The 16,813-nt window shown below is 51.5% G+C and carries 13 protein-coding genes and 1 pseudogene; 4 read left to right on the forward strand and 10 right to left on the reverse strand.

Translation table 11 applies throughout. The features are described 5' to 3' along the window. Complete coding sequence (thiG, locus tag FDX19_RS14345; protein WP_137383231.1) at positions 1 to 771, forward strand: thiazole synthase; 771 nt, start codon at positions 1 to 3, stop codon at positions 769 to 771. Then, the gene (thiH, locus tag FDX19_RS14350) at positions 768 to 1,901 is read left to right on the forward strand and encodes a 2-iminoacetate synthase ThiH (RefSeq protein WP_137383232.1); all 1,134 of its coding nucleotides are present in this window, start codon (positions 768 to 770) and stop codon (positions 1,899 to 1,901) included. The genes thiG and thiH overlap by 4 nt, the downstream gene beginning before the upstream one ends. Before the next feature lie 119 nt (positions 1,902 to 2,020). Here the strand turns inward: thiH and cspA are convergent, their stop codons facing one another. Next, positions 2,021 to 2,233 (reverse strand): RNA chaperone/antiterminator CspA, encoded by a 213-nt coding sequence (gene cspA, locus FDX19_RS14355; protein ID WP_005132883.1) that lies wholly within the window; start codon positions 2,231 to 2,233, stop codon positions 2,021 to 2,023. 1,091 nt (positions 2,234 to 3,324) lie between these two features. Between cspA and FDX19_RS14360 the strand changes: the two genes are divergently transcribed. Both FDX19_RS14360 and FDX19_RS14365 read left to right on the forward strand, forming a co-directional pair. Next, positions 3,325 to 3,630: a PTS sugar transporter subunit IIB gene (locus FDX19_RS14360; RefSeq protein WP_048214121.1), complete on the forward strand. Its 306-nt coding sequence runs from the start codon at positions 3,325 to 3,327 to the stop codon at positions 3,628 to 3,630. A gap of 4 nt (positions 3,631 to 3,634) precedes the next feature. Next, complete coding sequence (locus FDX19_RS14365; protein WP_137383233.1) at positions 3,635 to 3,952, forward strand: PTS lactose/cellobiose transporter subunit IIA; 318 nt, start codon at positions 3,635 to 3,637, stop codon at positions 3,950 to 3,952. Between the two features lie 108 nt (positions 3,953 to 4,060). Here the strand turns inward: FDX19_RS14365 and rpoC are convergent, their stop codons facing one another. From rpoC to tuf, 9 genes and pseudogenes are all read right to left on the reverse strand, one after another. Beyond that, positions 4,061 to 8,284: a DNA-directed RNA polymerase subunit beta' gene (gene rpoC, locus FDX19_RS14370; protein WP_005132891.1), complete on the reverse strand. Its 4,224-nt coding sequence runs from the start codon at positions 8,282 to 8,284 to the stop codon at positions 4,061 to 4,063. Between the two features lie 76 nt (positions 8,285 to 8,360). Then, complete coding sequence (gene rpoB, locus FDX19_RS14375) at positions 8,361 to 12,389, reverse strand: DNA-directed RNA polymerase subunit beta (RefSeq protein ID WP_003033111.1); 4,029 nt, start codon at positions 12,387 to 12,389, stop codon at positions 8,361 to 8,363. Between the two features lie 320 nt (positions 12,390 to 12,709). Next, the gene (gene rplL / locus FDX19_RS14380) at positions 12,710 to 13,075 is read right to left on the reverse strand and encodes a 50S ribosomal protein L7/L12 (protein ID WP_003033114.1); all 366 of its coding nucleotides are present in this window, start codon (positions 13,073 to 13,075) and stop codon (positions 12,710 to 12,712) included. 66 nt (positions 13,076 to 13,141) lie between these two features. Beyond that, positions 13,142 to 13,639, reverse strand: a complete 498-nt coding sequence (gene rplJ / locus FDX19_RS14385; RefSeq protein WP_001207203.1) for a 50S ribosomal protein L10 — start codon at positions 13,637 to 13,639, stop codon at positions 13,142 to 13,144. Between the two features lie 414 nt (positions 13,640 to 14,053). Continuing rightward, positions 14,054 to 14,761: a 50S ribosomal protein L1 gene (rplA, locus tag FDX19_RS14390; RefSeq protein ID WP_005132897.1), complete on the reverse strand. Its 708-nt coding sequence runs from the start codon at positions 14,759 to 14,761 to the stop codon at positions 14,054 to 14,056. A gap of 3 nt (positions 14,762 to 14,764) precedes the next feature. Next, a complete protein-coding gene (rplK, locus tag FDX19_RS14395; protein ID WP_003033122.1) occupies positions 14,765 to 15,193 on the reverse strand; it encodes a 50S ribosomal protein L11 in 429 nt (142 codons plus the stop codon). Between the two features lie 155 nt (positions 15,194 to 15,348). Beyond that, complete coding sequence (gene nusG / locus FDX19_RS14400; RefSeq protein WP_003033125.1) at positions 15,349 to 15,894, reverse strand: transcription termination/antitermination protein NusG; 546 nt, start codon at positions 15,892 to 15,894, stop codon at positions 15,349 to 15,351. A 1-nt stretch (position 15,895) separates the two neighbouring features. After that, positions 15,896 to 16,279: a preprotein translocase subunit SecE gene (gene secE / locus FDX19_RS14405; RefSeq protein ID WP_003033128.1), complete on the reverse strand. Its 384-nt coding sequence runs from the start codon at positions 16,277 to 16,279 to the stop codon at positions 15,896 to 15,898. A 228-nt stretch (positions 16,280 to 16,507) separates the two neighbouring features. After that, positions 16,508 to 16,813, reverse strand: a pseudogene (gene tuf, locus FDX19_RS14410) (elongation factor Tu); the annotation flags it as partial.

Here is a 16,813-nt window from a genome sequence, read left to right on the forward strand (position 1 = left end):
ATGTTACGTATTGCCGACAAAACGTTTGATTCACATCTGTTTACTGGTACCGGGAAATTCGCCTCATCACAGCTGATGGTCGAGGCCATTCGCGCCTCCGGTAGCCAACTGGTGACGCTGGCAATGAAGCGGGTCGATTTACGTCAGCACAACGACGCCATCCTGGCGCCGCTCATTGAAGCGGGCGTTACGCTGCTGCCCAACACATCCGGGGCCAAAACCGCCGAAGAAGCTATTTTCGCCGCCCAACTGGCGCGTGAAGCGCTAGGGACACACTGGCTGAAGCTGGAAATCCACCCGGACGCGCGCTGGCTACTGCCGGACCCCATCGAAACCCTGAAAGCCGCCGAAGCACTGGTAAAGCAGGGCTTTGTGGTACTGCCCTACTGCGGCGCCGACCCGGTACTGTGCAAACGGTTAGAAGAAGTTGGTTGTGCTGCGGTGATGCCGCTCGGCGCGCCCATCGGTTCTAATCAGGGGCTGGAAACCCGCGCGATGCTGGAGATTATTATCCAGCAGGCGACCGTTCCGGTGGTGGTTGATGCTGGCATCGGCGTTCCCAGCCACGCTACGCAGGCGCTGGAGATGGGGGCCGATGCGGTGCTGGTCAACACAGCTATTGCCGTGGCCGACAGCCCGGTGATGATGGCAACCGCCTTCCGCCTGGCCGTTGAAGCAGGTCTGCTGGCGCGCCAGGCAGTACCAGGAAGCAAAAGTTCGCAGGCAAGTCCCACCAGCCCACTCACTGGGTTTCTGGAGGCCTTCTCATGAAAACTTTCGCCGATCGCTGGCGACAGCTGGACTGGGACGACATCCGCCTGCGCATCCACAGTAAAACCGCGGCGGATGTGGAACGGGCGATCAATGCCTCGCAACTCACACGCGATGACTTGATGGCCTTGCTCTCCCCTGCCGCTACCGCCTATCTGGAGCCGCTGGCGCAGCGGGCGCAGAAACTTACTCGCCAGCGCTTTGGCAACACCGTCAGTTTTTACGTCCCGCTGTATCTCTCTAATCTGTGTGCCAATGACTGTACCTACTGCGGTTTCTCTATGAGCAACCGTATTAAGCGCAAAACACTGGACGAAGATGAGATACAACGGGAGTGCGCGGCCATCCGCGAGCTGGGTTTCGAGCACCTGCTGCTGGTCACCGGTGAACATCAGGCAAAAGTGGGGATGGATTACTTTCGTCGCCACTTACCCGCTATTCGCCGCCAGTTCGCTTCATTACAGATGGAGGTACAACCGCTGTCAGAGGCTGAATATGCGGAGCTGAAGACGCTGGGACTGGATGGGGTAATGGTGTATCAGGAGAGCTACCATGAAGCGGTTTATGCCCGGCACCATCTGAAAGGGAAAAAACAGGATTTCTTCTGGAGGCTGGAAACGCCAGACAGACTGGGCCGCGCAGGTATCGATAAAATCGGCCTGGGCGCGTTGATTGGTTTGTCCGATAGCTGGCGGGTTGATTGTTATATGGTCGCCGAGCATCTGCTGTGGATGCAGCAGCATTACTGGCAGAGCCGTTACTCCATCTCCTTCCCGAGACTACGTCCGTGTACCGGAGGTGTAGAGCCGGCGTCAATTATGGATGAACGCCAGTTGGTGCAAACCATTTGTGCATTTCGCTTGCTGTCGCCGGACATTGAACTGTCGCTTTCCACCCGTGAATCGCCGTGGTTCCGCGACCATGTGATCCCACTGGCGATCAACAACGTCAGCGCTTTCTCGAAAACGCAACCCGGTGGTTACGCTGATAATCATCCTGAACTGGAACAGTTCTCTCCGCACGACGATCGTCGACCGCAAGCCGTTGCCGACGCATTGATTGCACAGGGATTACAACCCGTGTGGAAAGACTGGGACAGCTATCTGGGAAGGGCGTCTCAGGTGTCGTAAATCTGAGGAGATCGCACAAACGAAAAAACCCGCTTTCGCGGGTTTTTTCTTCACTGTCACTTAACTGCTCAGGCTCTGGCCTTCATCGCTATCGTAAGCGTTCGTGAGATTATCGGCAATTACAGCGCGATAACGTTAACAGCAGACGGACCTTTAGCGCCGTTCTCAACAGAGAACTCCACTTTTTGACCTTCGTCTAAGGTTTTGAAATCGTTGCTCTGGATGGCTGAAAAATGCACAAATACATCTTTGCTACCGTCCTGAGGAGTGATAAAGCCGAAGCCTTTATCAGAGTTAAACCATTTTACTAAACCAGTCATTTTGTTAGACATAGATACTTCCTTTCATGTTTTTGAGCCGCTTATGCAGCGAAGATGGCCTGTTTTGCAGAAATTAACTTATGGGGCACTTAGGAGGAGGCTCACGATGAAGAGTATCTGAGGATAACGCTTGAACTGAGAACTGCTTTACTAAAACCGCTTGCATAAGGTCTGTGTTCCAAACCGATGTCGCTATAGTAGACTTGCTTCTAATCATTATGCAAGCATTAATTTATTTAATACCCATCAACAGGTGAAATGTTGAGCCAGTGCGGTTGCGCGAAAAGTTAACGCATTGATATACAAATAATAAAAGCCCTGACCGTTGCAGCCAGGGCTTTAAGTTACTACAAACTTCAGATTTAACATTAATAGACTTAACAATTTTGTACTGCTGTTGATACTACATTTTAAATGTACACGTTTATCACTGATAATATTGGATGCTGATACTGACTAACACTTTCCTCTATTTATCGTTAAATAAACCCAGCCAGCTTGATAATAAAACTCAAGAATGGCGACCTAAACAAGTACACTTCCCCTTGCGACATATACTCTTTGATGCGTGGCCTTACTGCCCTTGCAAGCTCTTATAAAAGAAACCTGCCAACATTAACTATTAAATCATGGCCTTACATCGTCGCACTTTTTTACTACTTTGCGATTAGATAAATCAACTACAGAGCCTGAAAACATTGTCGATGTGCCAGGATAATAACCTCGGCATCGACTACCCCATACAACAGAATATTTCGTGGCCCTTATCGCAACCCCCTATCAAACGCTACTAACACTTACTAATTTAACAGCAAATGACTATTTCTCCGCTGTTAAGTATTAACATACGGGTTTAAAAAACAGTGTCAATACTGTTTTTAATAACATGTCTTTATTGACAGTAATTATTAATATCTACATCTGAGCACTATGGGAAAAACGGCTTTTTGGGTCAGACCAGGCCGGCCTGAGCCTCATTTGTAACCGGTTTCAGAAAAAATAGCATTTCTTTGTGATGCCAGACACACAATCGTCGCAAAGCGGTTGTTGCTGTTGCCCGCACGAGATAATTATCAAGAAATACCTGCTGATCGAGACTAACTATGAAAAACATCGTTTTATGCTGTGCCGCCGGAATGTCCACCAGCATGCTGGTGCAAAGGATGAAAGATGCCGCCCAGAAAAAAGGCGTCGATGTGACTATCAAAGCAGTCCCGGTGGCTGAGTTTGCAGAAAATATCGCCACTGCAGATATTGTTTTACTCGGTCCGCAGGTTAAGTATGAACAGGCCAAGCTGCAGGCGCTCGCCGACCCGTTAGGTAAAAAGGTCGCCGTTATCGATATGATGGATTACGGCATGATGAAAGGTGATGCCGTACTGGACAAAGCACTGAAACTGCTGGAGTAATGGCATGGAAGAGTTAGAAACAATCATCATGGAATTACTCGTGAATGCGGGTGCTGCCCGCAGCCAGGCCCTCACAGCGCTGCAACTGGCGCGTAAAGGTGATTTCACGGGTGCAGAACAAGCTATGACGGAATCACGCGAGTTCGTTAAACAAGCGCATAAAATTCAGACCCAACTTATCGGTATAGACGAAGGTACGGGAAAGTTACCGGTCAATCTCATCACCGTCCATTCGCAGGACCATTTGATGAACGCGATGGTGATTCAGGATCTGGCGGGCGACATGATTGAACTTTATCGGCGCTTACCGCCGGTAAATTAATGGTGCTGCCGAATGGCTTCTTAGGCCTGATAAGCGCAGCGCCGCCAGGCATAAACATAGATATAAAAAAACCCGCCAAAGCGGGTTTTTTATTAGGGTCAACAACGATTAATCGTTATCAGAACCGCCCAGACCTGCGTTCAACAGTTCTGCCAGGCTGGCAGAAGCATCTTCAGCAGTGACCTGCGGTGCAGCTGGCAGTTCGCCTGCTGCGCGGCGGCGCATACGATCCTGGTGGTACGCATAACCGGTACCAGCCGGGATCAGACGACCCACGATGACGTTCTCTTTCAGACCGCGCAGTTCATCACGTTTACCTGCAACAGCGGCTTCGGTCAGGACACGCGTGGTTTCCTGGAACGATGCTGCAGAGATGAAGGACTCGGTTGCCAGAGACGCTTTGGTAATACCCAGCAGATCGCGGGAGAATGTTGCACCCACTTTGCCGTTCGCTTCCAGCTCGCGGTTAGCGATCTTGACGCGAGAGTATTCAACCTGCTCGCCTTCGAGGAAGTCGGAGCTACCCGCATTTTCGATGGTGGCTTTACGCAGCATCTGACGAACGATAACTTCGATGTGTTTATCGTTAATCTTAACGCCCTGCAGACGGTATACGTCCTGAACTTCGTTAACGATGTAACGAGTTACAGCATGCACACCACGCAGACGCAGGATGTCGTGCGGCGCTTCCGGACCGTCGGAAACTACGTCACCACGTTCTACACGTTCACCTTCGAACACGTTAAGCTGACGCCATTTCGGAATCATCTCTTCGTACGGTTCGCTGCCATCTACCGGGGTGATAACCAGACGACGTTTCCCTTTGGTTTCTTTACCGAAGGAAATGATGCCGCTGATTTCAGCCAGGATTGCCGGCTCTTTCGGACGACGTGCTTCGAACAGGTCCGCAACGCGCGGCAGACCACCGGTGATATCCTTGGTACCGCCGGATTCCTGCGGAACACGCGCCAGGGTGTCACCAGAACTGATCTGTACGCCATCTTCCAACTGAACAATCGCTTTACCCGGCAGGAAGTACTGAGCAGGCATATCGGTGCCTGGGATCAGAACGTCGTTGCCCTGAGCATCAACAATTTTCAGTGCCGGACGCAGGTCTTTACCACCCGCAGTACGCTCTGCAGAATCCAGAACCACCAGAGAAGACAGACCGGTCAGCTCGTCGGTCTGACGAGTAATGGTCTGGCCGTCGATCATGTCAGTGAAGCGGACGAAACCACTCACTTCGGTGATAACCGGCATGGTATGCGGATCCCAGTTTGCTACGGTTTCGCCGCCAGCAACCTGTTCGCCATCACCTTTCGCCATAACAGAGCCGTAAGGCACTTTATAGCTTTCTTTGGTACGGCCGAATTCGTCGATCAGTTTCAGTTCGGTGTTACGTGAGGTGATAACCAGTTTACCGCTGGAGTTCACAACCGACTTCGCGTTGCTCAGACGGATGCTACCTTTGTTTTTCACCTGGATGCTGGATTCAGCAGCCGCACGAGATGCCGCACCACCGATGTGGAACGTACGCATGGTCAGCTGTGTACCCGGTTCACCGATGGACTGTGCCGCGATAACACCGATTGCTTCACCTTTGTTGATGATGTGGCCACGCGCCAGGTCACGACCGTAGCAGTGCGCACATACACCAAAATCGGTGTCACAGGATACAACGGAACGTACCTTGACGGAGTCAACGGAGTTCTCTTCCAGCAGGTCACACCACTGTTCGTGCAGCAGCGTATTGCGAGGAACCAGAATATCCGCCGTACCCGGCTTCAGAACGTCTTCAGCGGTCACACGACCCAGTACGCGATCGCGCAGCGGCTCTTTAACGTCACCACCCTCGATAACCGGGGTCATGGTGATGCCTTCCAGCGTGCCACAATCGTCTTCAGTAACGACCAGATCCTGCGCAACGTCAACCAGACGACGTGTCAGATAACCGGAGTTCGCTGTTTTCAGTGCGGTATCCGCCAGACCTTTACGCGCACCGTGCGTGGAGATGAAGTACTGGAGTACGTTCAGACCTTCACGGAAGTTCGCGGTGATTGGCGTTTCGATGATGGAGCCATCTGGCTTCGCCATCAGACCACGCATACCGGCCAGCTGACGAATCTGTGCTGCAGAACCACGCGCACCGGAGTCGGCCATCATGTAGATGCTGTTGAAGGAAACCTGCTGCTCTTCTACGCCGTCACGGTTAATAACGGTTTCGGTTTGCAGGTTATCCATCATCGCTTTGGATACACGATCGTTCGCCGCAGCCCAGATATCGATAACTTTGTTATAGCGTTCGCCCGCGGTTACCAGACCAGACTGGAACTGCTCCTGGATCTCAGCAACTTCAGCTTCCGCTTCAGAGATGATCTCGTGTTTCTTCTCTGGGATGACCATGTCATCAATACCAACAGATGCACCTGAACGCGCTGCATAAGCAAAGCCGGTGTACATTGTCTGGTCAGCAAAGATAACGGTCGGCTTCAGGCCCAAAATGCGGTAACAGGTGTTCAGCATTTTGGAGATAGCTTTCTTGCCCAGCGCCTGGTTGACGATGGAGAAAGGCAGACCTTTCGGTACGATCATCCACAGAATAGCACGGCCAACGGTCGTGTCTTTCAGGCTGGTTTTCGCAACGAATTCGCCGTTTTCATCTTTTTCGTATTCGGTGATACGCACTTTAACGCGCGCATGCAGAGAGGCCAGACCTGCGCGATAAATACGCTCAGCTTCTTTCGGGCCAGTCAGCACCATGCCTTCGCCTTTGGCGTTAACACAGTCACGGGTCATGTAGTACAGACCCAATACAACGTCCTGAGACGGAACGATGATAGGTTCGCCGTTCGCCGGGGACAGGATGTTGTTGGTAGACATCATCAGCGCACGCGCTTCGAGCTGGGCTTCCAGCGTCAGCGGTACGTGAACAGCCATCTGGTCACCATCGAAGTCGGCGTTATATGCCGCACAAACCAGCGGGTGCAGCTGGATAGCTTTACCTTCGATCAGTACCGGTTCAAATGCCTGGATACCCAGACGGTGCAGTGTTGGCGCACGGTTCAGCAGTACCGGGTGTTCGCGGATAACTTCGTCCAGGATATCCCAAACGACAGCTTCTTCACGCTCAACCATTTTCTTAGCGGCTTTGATGGTGGTGGCCAGGCCACGCAGTTCCAGCTTGCCGTAGATGAACGGTTTGAACAGTTCCAGTGCCATTTTCTTCGGCAGACCGCACTGATGCAGACGCAGGTATGGACCTACGGTGATTACAGAACGACCGGAGTAGTCAACACGCTTACCGAGCAGGTTCTGACGGAAACGACCCTGCTTACCTTTGATCATGTCGGCCAAAGATTTCAGAGGACGTTTGTTAGAACCGGTGATCGCACGACCGCGACGACCGTTATCCAGCAGGGCGTCGACCGCTTCCTGCAGCATACGTTTTTCGTTACGTACGATGATATCTGGCGCAGCCAGATCCAGCAGACGTTTCAGACGGTTGTTACGGTTGATCACGCGACGATACAGATCGTTCAGATCTGAGGTTGCGAAACGACCACCATCCAGCGGAACCAGCGGACGCAGATCTGGCGGCAGAACCGGCAGAACGGTCAGGATCATCCACTCTGGCTTGTTGCCAGACTGTACGAAGGCTTCCAGCAGTTTGATACGCTTGGTCAGCTTCTTACGCTTGGTTTCGGAGTTGGTTTCGTTCAGCTCTTCGCGCAGAGTTTCACACTCTTGCTCCAGATCCATGCTCTTCAGCAGGGCCTGGATGGCTTCCGCACCCATCTTCGCGTCGAATTCGTCACCGAACTCTTCCAGCGCGTCCAGATACTGCTCTTCAGTCAGGATCTGTTGACGTTCCAGGTTAGTCATACCGCCTTCGATAACCACATAAGATTCGAAGTACAGTACGCGTTCGATATCGCGCAGCGGCATATCAAGCAGCAGACCGATACGGGACGGCAGAGATTTCAGGAACCAGATGTGAGCAGTCGGAGACGCCAGCTCGATGTGGCCCATACGCTCACGGCGTACTTTAGTCTGGGTCACTTCAACGCCGCACTTCTCACAGATCACACCACGGTGTTTCAGGCGCTTGTACTTACCGCACAGGCACTCGTAGTCTTTTACCGGCCCAAAGATACGGGCGCAGAAAAGGCCGTCACGTTCAGGTTTGAACGTACGGTAGTTGATGGTTTCCGGCTTCTTAACTTCACCGAAAGACCATGAACGGATCATGTCTGGCGAGGCCAGCGCAATTTTGATCGCATCAAACTCTTCGGTTTTAGTCTGCGCTTTCAGAAACTTTAATAAATCTTTCACGGATTTGCTCCCGTCGGAGTTAGCACAATCTGGCGCTGGCGGTTAAGCCAGCACCAGTGACCTGTTTGATCGAGAGTTACTCGTCTTCCAGCTCGATGTTGATACCCAGCGAACGAATCTCTTTCAACAGTACGTTGAAGGATTCCGGCATGCCTGGTTCCATCTGATGGTTGCCGTCCACGATGTTTTTATACATCTTAGTACGACCGTTCACGTCATCAGACTTAACGGTGAGCATTTCCTGCAGGGTGTATGCTGCGCCATATGCTTCCAGCGCCCACACTTCCATCTCCCCGAAGCGCTGACCACCGAACTGCGCCTTACCACCCAGCGGCTGCTGAGTAACCAGGCTGTAAGAACCGGTAGAACGCGCATGCATCTTGTCATCAACCAGGTGGTTCAGTTTCAGCATGTACATGTAGCCAACGGTAACCTGGCGCTCGAACTGCTCACCGGTACGACCGTCGAACAGTGTGATCTGACCGGAAGTCGGCAGGCCACCCAGCTGTAACAGTTCCTTGATTTCAGACTCTTTCGCACCGTCGAATACCGGCGTTGCGATCGGCATACCTTTTTTCAGGTTTTCAGCCAGACGCAGAACTTCTTCATCGCTGAAGGTATTCAGGTCAACTTTCTGACGAACATCTGAACCCAGATCGTAAGCACGCTGGATGAATTCGCGCAGTTTCGCGACTTCCTGCTGCTGTTTCAGCATGGCGTTGATCTTATCGCCGATACCTTTTGCAGCCATACCCAGGTGGGTTTCAAGGATCTGACCGATGTTCATACGCGATGGTACGCCCAGCGGGTTCAGTACGATATCTACCGGCGTACCGTTAGCATCGTGTGGCATATCTTCTATCGGGTTGATCTTAGAGATTACACCCTTGTTACCGTGACGACCTGCCATCTTATCACCAGGCTGGATCCGACGTTTAACCGCCAGATAAACCTTAACAATCTTCAGCACGCCCGGTGCCAGATCGTCGCCCTGAGTGATTTTACGGCGTTTCGCTTCGAGTTTTTTCTCGAATTCGTGTTTCAGTTCGTCGTACTGCTCAGCCAGTTGTTCCAGCTGATTCTGTTTCTCTTCGTCGGTCAGGCCGAGTTCTAACCAGCGGTCGCGCGGCAGTTTGTCGAGCTTCTCAGCTTCAACACCACCGGAAACCAGCACAGCGTAGATACGGCTGAACAGGCCAGCTTCGAGGATCTGCAGTTCTTCAGACAGGTCTTTTTTCGCCTGCTTCAGCTGCATCTCTTCGATTTCCAGCGCACGTTTGTCTTTTTCTACGCCATCGCGAGTAAAGACCTGAACGTCGATAATCGTACCGGAAACACCGTTTGGCACGCGCAGAGAAGAGTCTTTAACGTCAGACGCTTTCTCACCGAAGATCGCACGCAGCAGCTTCTCTTCTGGCGTCAGCTGGGTTTCACCTTTCGGTGTTACCTTACCAACCAGAATGTCGCCACCGGTCACTTCCGCACCGATATAAACGATACCGGATTCATCCAGTTTGGAGAGCGCAGCTTCACCCACGTTCGGGATGTCAGCGGTGATCTCTTCTGGCCCCAGCTTGGTGTCACGGGACACACATGCCAGTTCCTGAATATGGATGGTGGTGAAACGGTCTTCCTGGACAACACGCTCGGATACGAGGATGGAGTCTTCGAAGTTGTAACCATTCCATGGCATGAATGCCACGCGCATGTTCTGACCCAGCGCCAGTTCACCGAGGTCGGTGGACGGACCGTCTGCCAGCACATCACCACGTTCAACCGGCTCGCCCAGAGATACGCAAGGCATCTGGTTGATGCAGGTGTTCTGGTTAGAACGGGTGTATTTGGTCAGGTTATAAATGTCGATACCTGCTTCGCCCGGGTACATCTCGTCTTCGTTAACTTTGATAACGATACGGGAAGCATCCACGTACTGAACAGTACCGCCACGTTTAGCAACTGCAGTAACACCGGAGTCAACGGCAACAGCACGTTCCATACCGGTACCAACAAGCGGCTTATCAGCGCGCAGAGTCGGAACCGCCTGACGTTGCATGTTCGCACCCATCAATGCACGGTTGGCGTCATCGTGTTCCAGGAACGGGATCAGGGACGCACCGACGGATACCACCTGCTGGGTGGATACGTCCATGTAGTCAACCTGGTCGCGGCTGAACAAGCTGGATTCGCCTTTGCTACGGCAGGTAACCAGATCTTCTACAAAGTGGCCTTCGTCATCCAGGTTGGAGTTCGCCTGAGCGATAACGTAGTTGCCTTCTTCGATAGCAGACAGGTAATGAATTTCGTCAGTGACAACACCGTCGGTTACTTTACGGTACGGAGTCTCAAGGAAGCCGTATTCGTTAGTCTGTGCATACACGGACAGGGAGTTGATCAGACCGATGTTCGGACCTTCAGGCGTTTCGATTGGACATACGCGACCGTAGTGAGTCGGGTGTACGTCTCGAACTTCGAAGCCTGCGCGTTCACGGGTCAGACCGCCTGGGCCGAGTGCGGAGATACGACGTTTGTGCGTAATCTCAGACAGCGGGTTGTTCTGGTCCATAAACTGAGACAGCTGGCTGGAACCAAAGAACTCTTTCACTGCTGCAGAAATCGGCTTGGCGTTGATCATATCCTGAGGCATCAGGGTATCCAGATCGCCCAGAGACAGACGCTCTTTCACCGCACGCTCAACACGTACCAGGCCAACGCGGAATTGGTTTTCCGCCATTTCGCCTACGGAACGGATACGACGGTTGCCGAGGTGGTCAATATCATCGACTTCGCCTTTACCATTACGGATATCGATGAGCTTCTTCATCACTTCGATGATGTCGTCTTTGCTCAGGATACCGGAACCTTCGATTTCGTCGCGCAGCAGAGAACGGTTGAACTTCATACGACCAACCGCAGACAGGTCATAGCGGTCTTCGGAGAAGAACAGGTTCTCGAACAGGCTTTCAGCAGCTTCACGAGTCGGCGGCTCACCAGGACGCATCATGCGGTAGATTTCTACCAGTGCGCTCAGACGATCGTTGGTTGGGTCAACACGTACAGTTTCAGAAATGTACGGACCGTGATCCAGATCGTTAGTGAACAGCGTTTCGATACGCTTGTGACCAGATTGGCTCAGCTTAGCCAGCAGATCCAGGCTCAGCTCCATGTTAGCTGCGCAGATCAGCTCGCCAGTAGATTCGTCAACGTAGTCTTTAGCCGCAACTTTACCAGCAATGTATTCAACCGGAACTTCGATATGTTTGATATCGTCTTTTTCCAGTTGGCGAATGTGGCGCGCAGTGATGCGACGGCCTTTTTCGACGTAGACTTTGCCGTTAGCTTCAATGTCAAAGGAGGCGGTTTCACCACGCAGGCGTTCCGGCACCAGTTCCATCTGCAGCTTGTTGTCGCGAATTTCGAAAACAACTTTTTCAAAGAACAGGTCAAGGATCTGCTCAGTGGTGTAGTTCAGTGCACGCAGAATAATGGTCGCTGGCAGTTTGCGGCGACGGTCAATACGTACAAACAGGTTGTCCTTCGGATCGAATTCGAAGTCCAGCCAGGAACCACGGTAAGGAATGATGCGCGCGTTATACAGCACTTTACCCGAAGAGTGGGTTTTACCTTTGTCGGAGTCAAAGAAGACGCCAGGACTACGGTGCAGCTGAGAAACGATAACACGCTCAGTACCATTGATTACAAAGGTACCGTTGTCAGTCATGAGCGGAATTTCGCCCATGTAGACTTCTTGTTCTTTAATGTCTTTTACGGTGCCTTCCGGCGCTTCGCGCTCGTAGATCACCAGACGCAGTTTTACGCGCAGCGGTGCGGAATAGGTCACGCCACGGATCTGACATTCCTGAACGTCAAACACCGGTTCGCCAAGGCGGTAGCTGACGTATTGCAGCTCGGAATTACCGCTGTAGCTCTGAATCGGGAAAACGGAACGGAAAGCTGCTTCCAGACCATACTGCCCTTCAGGATCTTGCTCGATGAACTTCTGAAACGAGTCAAGCTGGATAGAAAGGAGATAAGGTATGTCCAACACTTGTGGACGTTTACCAAAATCCTTACGAATACGTTTTTTCTCGGTATAGGAGTAAACCATTAGGGTTCCTCAGCTCGCTGACAAGTCGACCCATCTGTCCGACGAAGGGACAGTTTGTGCAACACTATTTTGTTGACCGGAAAATCGAATACTTTCCGCAATGCCTGTTGCTATCACGCTTAAACCATTTCATTGCGATTTACACAGAACTGATGCTCTGTCGCAGTATATTAAGACGTCGATAGAAACAAGCATTGAAAGGCACAGCAGTAGTCAAACAGTGTGAAATGCTACTGGCGCCTTACAGCGCAAAAAGGCTGGTGACTAAAAAGTCACCAGCCATCAGCCTAATTTCTTAGGCTGCAACCAGAAAAGTTGGCTTATTTAACTTCAACTTCAGCGCCAGCTTCTTCCAGAGATTTTTTCAGTGCTTCTGCGTCGTCTTTGCTGATGCCTTCTTTCAGGGCAGCCGGAGCAGATTCTACCAGGTCTTTAGCTTCTTTCAGACCCAGGCCAGTTGCGCCACGTACTGCTTTGATTACAGCAACTTTGTTAGCGCCAGCAGCTTTCAGAATTACGTCGAATTCAGTTTTTTCTTCAGCAGCTTCAGCCGGGCCAGCAGCTACAGCTACAGCAGCAGCAGCGGAAACACCGAATTTTTCTTCCATTGCAGAAATCAGTTCTACAACGTCCATTACGGACATAGCGGATACTGCTTCAATGATTTGATCTTTAGTGATAGACATTTAAATTGTTCCTGAAAATCAGAATAAGTTTATACGTAAGCAGATGCTTGAGAAAGATAACTGCGATTAAGCAGCTTCTTTCGCATCGCGTACAGCAGCCAGAGTACGAACCAGTTTGCCAGCCGAAGCTTCTTTCATGGTTGCCATCAGGCGTGCAATTGCTTCTTCGTAGGTCGGCAGAGTTGCCAGGCGATCGATTTGCGATGCCGGGATCAATTCACCTTCAAAGGCTGCGGCTTTGACCTCAAATTTTGCATTCGCTTTCGCGAACTCTTTGAACAGACGAGCAGCAGCGCCCGGGTGTTCCATAGAGTATGCAATCAGGGTCGGACCAACAAACGTGTCTTTCAGGCACTCGAACTGAGTACCTTCAACGACGCGGCGCAGCAGGGTGTTACGAACAACACGCATGTATACGCCAGCTTCACGACCTGCTTTACGCAGTTCAGTCATTTTATCTACAGTTACGCCACGGGAATCCGCAACTACTGCAGACAGCGCGCCTTTGGCTACTTCGCTGACTTCAGCAACAATCGCTTGTTTGTCTTGAAGATTTAAAGCCATTAGCTTTGCTCCTGGATGTTTGCCGGAACTCATGTTCCGGAACTCACTTCACTCCTCCCAACGGAGAGAGCGTCTAAATACGGTGAGCAGAAACAAGCCAGAGTATCAGAAATAATCTTAGCGTTCTGTCACCGTCTACGCAGGGCATTAAGTTTCTGACGAAACACCTGCGGTCTTCGACGGAGGCCTGGATAGGCCAGGCTCCAACGAACAAATCTTGTCTATCTGTCGCTATTCAATCTGTGACGGCGTTGACTGCCTTCGTTCACACCAGTCACATAGTTAACTATGCTCCTGGCGATTCACTCAGTTGTCGCCTTGCCACAGCCTGAATATCTCGGATATACGTCTGCAATTAGCAGAAACGTGGGGGTAAGATTGTAGACAAAATCACCGCCCACGTAAAGGCGAATATTAGTTCGCCACAGTCGCAGTCAGACCGGACTGATCAACGGCAACACCAGCACCCATGGTGGTGGAGATGCTAACTTTCTTGATGTACACGCCTTTAGCCTGAGTCGGTTTCGCTTTTTTCAGCGCAACCAGCAGAGCTTCCAGGTTTTCTTTCAGTTTGTCAGCGTCAAAATCCACTTTACCGATGGTAGTGTGGATGATGCCGTTTTTGTCGTTACGGTAACGAACCTGACCTGCTTTAGCGTTCTTAACTGCTTCAGCAACGTTCGGCGTTACGGTACCAACTTTCGGGTTTGGCATCAGGCCACGCGGACCCAGAACCTGGCCCAGCTGGCCAACAACGCGCATTGCATCCGGGGAAGCAATAACAACGTCAAAGTTCATTTCGCCTTTTTTGATCTGGTCAGCCAGATCTTCCATACCTACCAGCTCAGCGCCTGCAGCTTTAGCAGCTTCAGCGTTTGCGCCCTGGGTAAATACGGCTACGCGAACGGAACGGCCAGTACCGTGCGGCAGTACAGTTGCACCACGTACGTTCTGGTCAGATTTACGTGCGTCGATGCCGAGGTTAACAGCAACGTCCACGCTTTCTACGAATTTAGCAGTGGCCAGCTCTTTCAGCAGAGCGATAGCTTCGTTGATGTCGTACTGCTTAGTAGCATCAACTTTGTCACGGATCACGGACATGCGCTTGGTCAGTTTAGCCATTTCTTAGTCCTCCACTACCAGGCCCATGGAACGTGCAGTACCTTCAATGGAGCGAGTCATCGCTTCAATGTCGGAACCAGTCATGTCGGCAGCTTTGGTCTGCGCGATTTCCTGCAGCTGAGCGCGGGAAATTTTACCCACTTTGTCTTTGTTCGGCTTACCGGAACCAGACTTGATACCAGCCGCTTTCTTCAGCAGAACTGCTGCCGGAGGCGTTTTGGTAACAAAAGTGAAAGAACGGTCAGCGTAAACGGTGATAACAACCGGGATCGGCAGACCTTTTTCCATGGAATCAGTTTTTGCGTTGAACGCTTTGCAGAATTCCATGATGTTCACGCCTTGTTGACCCAGTGCTGGACCTACCGGCGGGCTCGGGTTAGCCATACCAGCTGCAACCTGCAGCTTGACATAGGCTTGGACTTTCTTAGCCATTCTAAATTCCTCTAGTTGGGTTATAGCGCCTCAAGGAGGCTCCCCGTGATTAAATTCGTTTTACGGACAGAATCCATAAAAACAAAAGGCGCGAAATTGTATTCCAATCTCGCGCCTTGTGCAACGATTAAATCGTCGCTTTTTTGATCGACGTGTTAGGCTTTTTCAACCTGAGCGAAATCCAGTTCAACTGGGGTCGCACGACCGAAGATAGACACGGAAACTTTCAGACGAGACTTCTCGTAATCCACTTCTTCAACCACACCGTTAAAGTCAGCGAACGGACCGTCGCTAACACGAACCATTTCACCTGGCTCAAACATCGTTTTCGGACGTGGCTTATCACCAACCTGCTGCAAGCGGTTCATGATCGCATCAACTTCTTTGTCGCTGATAGGTGCCGGACGGTCAGATGTACCGCCGATAAAGCCCATCACACGCGGCACGCTACGCACCAGGTGCCAGCTTGCATCATTCATTACCATCTGGACCAGTACATAGCCCGGGAAGAATTTACGCTCGCTTTTGCGACGCTGGCCGCCACGGATTTCGACCACTTCTTCGGTCGGCACCATGACTTCACCAAACAACTCTTCCATATTTTGTAACTTGATATACTCACGCAGCGAGGTCGCTACGCGGCCTTCAAAACCGGAAAACGCCTGAACGACGTACCAGCGCTTTTTAGGGGCTTCAGACATCTTAGAACCTCAGGCCAGTGATAAAGGATACCAGGCGAACCAGAATACCATCCAGTCCCCACAGGATCAGTGACATTACCGCAGTGACCGCAGCAACGATCAGCGTGGTGTGCAGCGTTTCCTGGCGAGTTGGCCAAATGACCTTACGGACTTCGGTTCTCGCTTCACGGGCAAAAGCAACGGTCGCTTTACCTTTTGTCGTCAACAGCGCGACACCACCCGCTGCGGCAATCAGAATCACTACGGCCAGCGCACGCAGCGGCAGCATCATGTCACGATAGAGGTAGTTGCCAACGATAGCTACAAGCAGCAATACAGCGACAACAACCCACTTCATCGCTTCCAGGCCGCGCCCGCTTCCTTGAGCTTCGGTATTCGCACTCATAAACCAACCTGTCAGAAGTATCTACAAACATTTTCACCCCGCGTAAGCGAGGCGATCCAAACCGAAATGCTCTGGTGCGTTTCGGACTAAACGCCCTCTTCAGAGCCTGTCTCAGCAATGATTATGACAAAAAAAATCACTGATGAGCCAGGTTCTGGTGTGAAAGCGTGCAAAAAGGGCATCAAATGATGCCCTTTTATTGCGCATTGCGTCAAATGTTATCGGCAATTAGCTCATTACTTTGGCAACAACGCCCGCGCCAACGGTACGGCCGCCTTCACGGATTGCGAAACGCAGACCGTCGTCCATCGCGATCGGGTGGATCAGGGTAACAACCATTTTGATGTTGTCGCCCGGCATTACCATCTCTACGCCTTCCGGCAGTTCGATGGTACCAGTCACGTCAGTAGTACGGAAGTAGAACTGCGGACGGTAGCCTTTGAAGAACGGAGTATGACGGCCGCCTTCGTCTTTGGACAGTATGTACACTTCAGATTCGAACTTGGTGTGCGGCTTGATAGAGCCTGGCTTAGC

Origin of the sequence: Citrobacter sp. wls619, assembly GCF_005281345.1 — a bacterium.
GTDB lineage: Bacteria > Pseudomonadota > Gammaproteobacteria > Enterobacterales > Enterobacteriaceae > Citrobacter.

Excerpts from the sequence above, each read along its gene's own strand:
- rplA (WP_005132897.1), bottom strand. The coding sequence starts at position 14,761 with ATGGCTAAACTGACCAAGCGCATGTCCGTGATCCGTGACAAAGTTGAT.
- nusG (WP_003033125.1), bottom strand. The coding sequence starts at position 15,894 with ATGTCTGAAGCCCCTAAAAAGCGCTGGTACGTCGTTCAGGCGTTTTCC.
- FDX19_RS14360 (WP_048214121.1), top strand. The coding sequence starts at position 3,325 with ATGAAAAACATCGTTTTATGCTGTGCCGCCGGAATGTCCACCAGCATG.
- rplK (WP_003033122.1), bottom strand. The coding sequence starts at position 15,193 with ATGGCTAAGAAAGTCCAAGCCTATGTCAAGCTGCAGGTTGCAGCTGGT.
- secE (WP_003033128.1), bottom strand. The coding sequence starts at position 16,279 with ATGAGTGCGAATACCGAAGCTCAAGGAAGCGGGCGCGGCCTGGAAGCG.
- cspA (WP_005132883.1), bottom strand. The coding sequence starts at position 2,233 with ATGTCTAACAAAATGACTGGTTTAGTAAAATGGTTTAACTCTGATAAA.
- rplL (WP_003033114.1), bottom strand. The coding sequence starts at position 13,075 with ATGTCTATCACTAAAGATCAAATCATTGAAGCAGTATCCGCTATGTCC.
- thiH (WP_137383232.1), top strand. The coding sequence starts at position 768 with ATGAAAACTTTCGCCGATCGCTGGCGACAGCTGGACTGGGACGACATC.
- rpoB (WP_003033111.1), bottom strand. The coding sequence starts at position 12,389 with ATGGTTTACTCCTATACCGAGAAAAAACGTATTCGTAAGGATTTTGGT.
- rplJ (WP_001207203.1), bottom strand. The coding sequence starts at position 13,639 with ATGGCTTTAAATCTTCAAGACAAACAAGCGATTGTTGCTGAAGTCAGC.
- thiG (WP_137383231.1), top strand. The coding sequence starts at position 1 with ATGTTACGTATTGCCGACAAAACGTTTGATTCACATCTGTTTACTGGT.
- FDX19_RS14365 (WP_137383233.1), top strand. The coding sequence starts at position 3,635 with ATGGAAGAGTTAGAAACAATCATCATGGAATTACTCGTGAATGCGGGT.